This window comes from Paraburkholderia sp. SIMBA_053 (assembly GCF_046534895.1).
In the GTDB taxonomy this organism is placed as follows: Bacteria; Pseudomonadota; Gammaproteobacteria; order Burkholderiales; family Burkholderiaceae; genus Paraburkholderia; species Paraburkholderia caledonica.
This window is the reverse complement of record NZ_JAWRXU010000049.1, coordinates 1-925: the sequence shown is the minus strand read 5'-3', so window position 1 is coordinate 925 and position 925 is coordinate 1. Positions and strand designations below refer to the sequence as shown.

The following is a 925-nucleotide window of genomic DNA, read 5'->3' as shown; positions in this document are numbered from 1 at the left end:
GTAACCGTAGTAACCGTAGTAAGAGTTCGCCAGGATTTTGATCGCACGCTGACGGTAGTCCAGCATGATTTTTTCGATCGGGTCCTGAGACGCTTTCATTTTGGTTTTGATTTTCTGACGTTCGTCCAGCAGACGTTTCAGCAGAGACGGGATGAAACCCGGGAAGTCTTTGCAGAATTTGTGACCAACTTCCGGCGCAACGTCGTAGTTACGGCAACCTTCACGGTTCAGGGTGTCCGGAGAAACGTTGTGGGTGATGATGATAGACGGGTACAGCGAACGGAAGTCCAGAGAAACGATGTTTTCCCACAGACCTTTTTCCGGTTCTTTAACGAAACCACCCGCGTAAGATTCACGCAGACGACGTTCGTATTCACGTTCGTCCGGTTTGTTCGGCGCCAGTTCGTTACGTTCGTACGCTTTACGCAGCAGGAACCATTCAACCAGGTTACCGGTAGAAGAACGAGAAACGTCCCACAGCGGCTGACCAACCAGACGAGACAGCTGCGCTTCCATCGGGAAGAATTCTTTACCCAGTTCGTAGGTCGCTTTCGCGTCTTCCATAGAGTATTTCGCAACACGTTCCAGACCTTCACCGGTTTCCCACGCTTTCGCGATTTCGTCCGCGTAAACTTTTTCTTTCGGTTTACCGAAGATCGCTTCGTAAACCGCTTCCAGGGTGTAGGTCGGCAGGTTGATGGTACGACGGATAACGTGGTACAGGTCGAAGTGGATACGACCTTTAACTTCAACCGCGGTCATGTCACCGATACGCTGCATTTTCGGTTCAGAACCGTCACGACCGATGGTCAGTTTGATACCCAGTTTTTCCGCACGTTTCGCCAGGTACGGCAGGTCGAAAGAGTCACCGTTGTAGGTGATGATGATGTCCGGGTCTTTTTCACGGATGATTTTCAGGAAACGT

At 50.8% G+C, this 925-nt stretch carries 1 pseudogene; it reads right to left on the bottom strand.

The features are described 5' to 3' along the window. Positions 1–925: pseudogene (locus SB753_RS34440) on the bottom strand (DNA polymerase); the annotation flags it as partial.